Here is a 5,443-nt window from a genome sequence, read left to right on the forward strand (position 1 = left end):
ATACCATATTTCTTACGACATTCTGTAATTCCTAATTTACCGAATTCAATTTCTTTTACAATCTGAAGTTTCAAACTTAAACTGTAATCTTTCTGTGTACGCTTGACATAAAGCGTTTCTAAGTATTCTTTCATAACGATCATTTTTTTGTGTATCGCTATTTCAGGACTAGACATCCTGACGAGTACTTTAGCGAAGCAACAGCTTCATCAAATAAAAAGATTGGAATTTATGATTTTAGAAATAATTATTATGACGTATTATCTTTACTCAATGATACTTATAGTATTGATTACAATAACCAAGAAATTAATGAATTTTTCTACGAAGCAAGTGAAAAACAAAAATATGACAGTAAGCAAGATCTTTACCAGTATAACTTCATGGGATATAGCGGAAAGTTTATTATCGAAAAAGTGGGAAGCAATTATAATGTAGTTAAGCTATCAAAAGATAATTTAAAAATTACTTATAAACATGTTGAGAAAACATTTGACATTGTAGATGATAAAGGAATAAAATATGTATTTGATGTGAAAGAACAATCGGAAAACTATTCTTTTAACCAGAACATTACATTTACAGGAGATTCAAACTTATCAGATTCTTATAATTACAATTACATTAGTTCTTTCCACCTTTCAAAAGTAATTTTTGAAAACAATTTGCTGGCGGAATTTATATATAATGCAGCAGATGAGTTATTTATTGAAAAGCAGAGAACAGTAAACAATATCCAGAATTTATCTGAATATTTAGAGTCATACATGATGGTTTTTAATGGGGGCAGTTGTCAATTTCTGCCTTCAAATATTTTACCCTCATATAGTAATCAAGCTACTACCATAGAAACAAAAACAAAGAAATTAAAACAAATAAAAATTCCCAACCAATCAATTATAGATTTTACAACATTAAAAGGAAGCCGTCAGGATTATAATATTCTAGGTAATACAAATACTCCTTATTTAAACAAGATCTCAATAAAAGATTGGAATAACAAAGAAGTGAAATCATATCAATTTGAATATGCATTTTCCCACAAACTTTTTCTTGCAAACATCATAGAGTCTACAGAAACAAACGAAACATCAAAATATAGTTTTTCTTATAAAAATAACACCATACCTACTACGGGCTTGAAAACAGATTATTGGGGTTATTATAAAGCACTGGGTTCTTACTGTGATAATATAATGATTGACAATTATCTCTCAGAAAATAGAAATGTTGATAAGGAGTATGTAAGTAAGGATGTTCTTACCCAAATTATTTATCCAACTAAAGGAGCTACAATATTTGAGTATGAACCTAATACATATTCTTATGTAGGAAATGCCGAAGTTGCTTCATCTAATCCGCTTGATGGAAGTATCGATTACTTTGAAAATAATCCGGATAATTGGATTATTAATCAAATTAATGACTTCTCATTAAACAGTAGCTACGGGAATGAGCAACTACAAGGTTTAGGATTTATTGGTACAGACAAAACCTATATTTTCAATTCTAGTATTGATAATAATGAAGGAATTGCAGGGTTTTTGAATTTATATAAAAAGACTGCTGGCAATCAAATCATTGAGACCACAAGCTTAAGTAGTGAATGTCCATTGGAAATTCGTTTACAAACCGGATTTAAATATTCTATTGGCTTTCGTTGGAATCATATGGGGCAAGCTGGAGAAAATCCTCTACCAAGTGTACCTATAAACGGACACGCAAATGTTGTGATAAATGAAAAAACAATCAAATCAAATCTTAATCAATATCTTTATGGTGGAGGAATAAGAATTAAAAACATTTATTATTTAGACGAAACTAATGCATCTGTACAAGCTGAATTACAAAATCAGGGATATCCAAGTACATTTGAAAAGAAAATCTCTTTTGATTATAATTTCTTTGATAATAGTTTAAGAAGTAGCGGATCATTAGTATATCCCAAACCTATAATGTCCTATGAAATAACCAGAAAAATAAAGCATAATGGAACTTGTACCCTTGACCACTATCTATGGAGTAGCAAGTACAGAGTAAATACTAACCTTAATAATTTATCGGCTATTTCTACTCAGGGAGGAGATGTGGGATACAAGAATGTTACAGTTTCAGAAACAAATCATGGGAAATCAGAATACACGTATACTTCTCCAATAGAATATCCTGAGTCTATGGGATATGCGGCTATAAAATACCCGTTTGCGCCTACTAAAAATATTGATTATAAAAGGGGGCTATTGGTTTCTGAGAAAAAATTTGATAACACTTCCAGATTATTAACAAGTACTGAAAATGCCTATGATTTTGAAAATTTCGAGAAAACAACTGGAATTACTTTATATTATAGGAATGAAGATTGCCCCACTGCGAGTTCTTTTTTAGATTATCAGAATTATAAAATTGCCATGGAATCACCCACTTGTGGCAATAGCGTTCAATGTGGGAATGCTAAACTTTGTGGAATTCCTACGAATTTTATCAGTTACCACCTCAATAAAGAAGCATTTGGATGGGCAAAAATGAAACAAAGCACCTCTAAAAATTATTTTTATTCAGGAAATAACTTAGTAAAAACTACTGTTTCTGAGAATTTGTACACTTATAGTTCTAATAATATGCAGCTTTTAAAACAAGGAGCTATAACACCGGACGGAACTATCAATGAAACCAGCTATCAATATGCCCACGAAAAAGGAGACACACGACTTATCGATGCCAATATGATCAGTACTCCTTTGGAAACGGAGGTAAAAAAGAATTCTAAAACAATTGCTAAATCAGAGACAAAATATGATAATTTGTCTAATCTGCTTCCAAGTTCTGTAATATCCTATGACTTACAAAATGGAACGACTCCATCCACCGAAGTAACCTATGATAAATATGATCTAAAAGGTAACTTACAGCAGTATACCATGAAGAATGGTATCCCAGTATCGATTATCTGGGGGTACAATAATACACAGCCTATTGCAAAAATAGAAGGAACAACTTATGATCAAGCTTTTGCCCTCACAGGAATAGCTGATATTATTGCAAAATCTGATGAAGACATTAATGAATCTACACAAAACACTTTAATTTCTACATTAGATGATTTCCGTAGAAATAATAATAGATTTTATATCACAACTTATTCCTACGATCCTTTGATCGGGGTGACGAGTATCACTCCACCATCAGGAATTAGAGAAGTATATATCTATGATACCGCTAACAGGTTGAAAGAAATCAGAGAGAATGATGGATCAGGGAAACTATTGAAAGAATTCAAGTACAACTACAAAAACTAACACACGATGAAAAAAATAATTATTCCAATTGGAGCTTTGCTTGTCACGAGTTTAGTCCATGCACAGAATTTACCCAACACAGAAAATTATGTACAAACCCGAACCTATCTTGAACCTGTAGCAACAAGCAGTTCAACTGCAAAACAGATCTATACAGTTCAGTATTTTGACGGGCTCGGAAGACCTAAGCAAGTGGTGAATGTAAAAGCATCACCACAAGGAAGAGATGTGGTTACTCTTATTGAATATGATAGTTTTGGTAGGCAAACTAAAGATTTTTTACCTATTCCACAATTACAGACGCTAAATGGAGCTATTGTTCCAACCCCGCTAGCTAATGTATCATCTGTTTATGGGGGAGAAAAGATCTATGCAGAAAAGATTCTTGAAAACTCACCACTTGACAGGATCCAGCAACAGATTCAGGTAGGAACAGATTGGAGCAATAAACCTGTGAAATTTGACTATGATGCCAATATTGATGGAGAGGTGAAAAAATATGTTGCTACATTTAATTATACAACCTTTGAATCAAGCATTAGTCTATCGGGTTCGTATGGTGCTGCTCAATTATACAAAACAACAGTAACTGATGAGGATGGAAATAAGACCATAGAATTTAAAAATGGACAAGGGCAAACCTTATTGATTAGAAAGGTAATTTCAACTACAGAAAATGCCGACACTTATTATGTTTATAACGATTATAATCAATTGGCCTATGTTATTCCCCCTTTAGCTTCTATCTCCAATACTATAGATGATACGTTGTTAAATAATCTATGCTATCGTTATATTTATGATGGGAGAAACCGTTTGGTAGAAAAGAGACTTCCCGGCAAAGGTTGGGAATATTTTGTGTATGATAAAACTGATAGATTAATTCTTTCCCAGGATGCTAATTTAAAAGGACAAAATAAATGGCAGATTACCAAGTATGATCAATTCGGAAGAGTAGCTTACACCGGGTTTTTAGCGGGTGGAGAAAGAGCAGCAAGACAACAGGAAATAAATAGTGCAGTCATTGCTGAAAGCAGAAATGCCACAGGGTTTACCAGAAATGGGATGACTGTTTACTATACTGATAACTATTTTATAGGAGAAATTCCTACCATTTTAACTGTTAATTATTATGATACCTATCCTCAAGGCTCACCGACAATTCCTTCTTCAATTTTAGGACAAGATGTTTTACCGCAGGATGTCACGAACTCACCTGTCAGTACCAAAAGTCTACCTTTGGCTTCCTATGTGAAAAATATTGAAGATGATAATTGGACAAAGAATTACTCGTATTATGATACTCGAGGAAGAGTAGTTGGGTCTTATTCCATCAATCATTTAGGAGGACGTACGAAAGCAGATGTCAAATTAGATTTCGCAGGAGCTGTTCAACAAACTGTAACCTTACATAAAAGATTGGACACCGATACCGATAGAATAATTACTGAAAACTTTACCTATGACCATCAAAATAGATTACTAACCCATACCCATCAGGTAGACAGTAATCCTGTTGAGATTTTGGCTCAGAATACATATAATGAACTTTCTCAGTTAGAGTCTAAAAAAGTGGGAGGGATAATAGCAGCTTCTCCGCTTCAACAAATCGACTATCAATATAACATCCGAGGTTGGATGACCAAGATTAATAATCCGGCTAATCTAGGAAACGATTTGTTCGCATATAAAATCAATTACAATACAGTGGAAGGATTGGAAACTCCGAATATGGATTTTTCTGACTTGAAAGTAAAAGCAAAGTACAATGGAAATATTTCAGAAGTAAGCTGGAAAACGCTAACAGAAGAAAATGAACCTTTAAAAAGATATGGCTATGTTTATGATCCTTTAAACAGACTTAGTGCTGGTTTTTATCAGAGAGAAGGGGCTGAGACGGCTAAAGAATATTTTGAAAAATTAGATTATAATTTAAACGGGAATATTTTAAGATTGCAAAGATCAGAAAATTTATTACCAGGAAGCAGTATAGCTTTAAAAATTGATAATCTGAAATATGATTATACAGGTAATAGACTGACAAAAGTAACAGAAGAGCAGATAGGAAACAGCAATGGTTATCCTTATCTGGCAACTCCCAATACCATCACATATGATGATAATGGAAATATGACAAGTCACAGGGA

At 32.9% G+C, this 5,443-nt stretch carries 2 protein-coding genes; both read left to right on the top strand.

Going from position 1 to position 5,443, the window contains the following annotated elements; genetic code table 11:
• The first annotated feature begins 149 nt into the window (after positions 1-149).
• Positions 150-3,296: a hypothetical protein gene (locus BUB80_RS22840; protein ID WP_073298018.1), complete on the top strand. Its 3,147-nt coding sequence runs from the start codon at positions 150-152 to the stop codon at positions 3,294-3,296.
• 6 nt (positions 3,297-3,302) lie between these two features.
• Positions 3,303-5,443, top strand: a 2,141-nt coding sequence (locus BUB80_RS22845; protein WP_228433947.1) for a DUF6443 domain-containing protein, incomplete at its 3' end; no start/stop codon positions are given.

The organism is Chryseobacterium polytrichastri (assembly GCF_900142445.1).
GTDB classification, from domain to species: Bacteria; Bacteroidota; Bacteroidia; order Flavobacteriales; family Weeksellaceae; genus Chryseobacterium; species Chryseobacterium polytrichastri.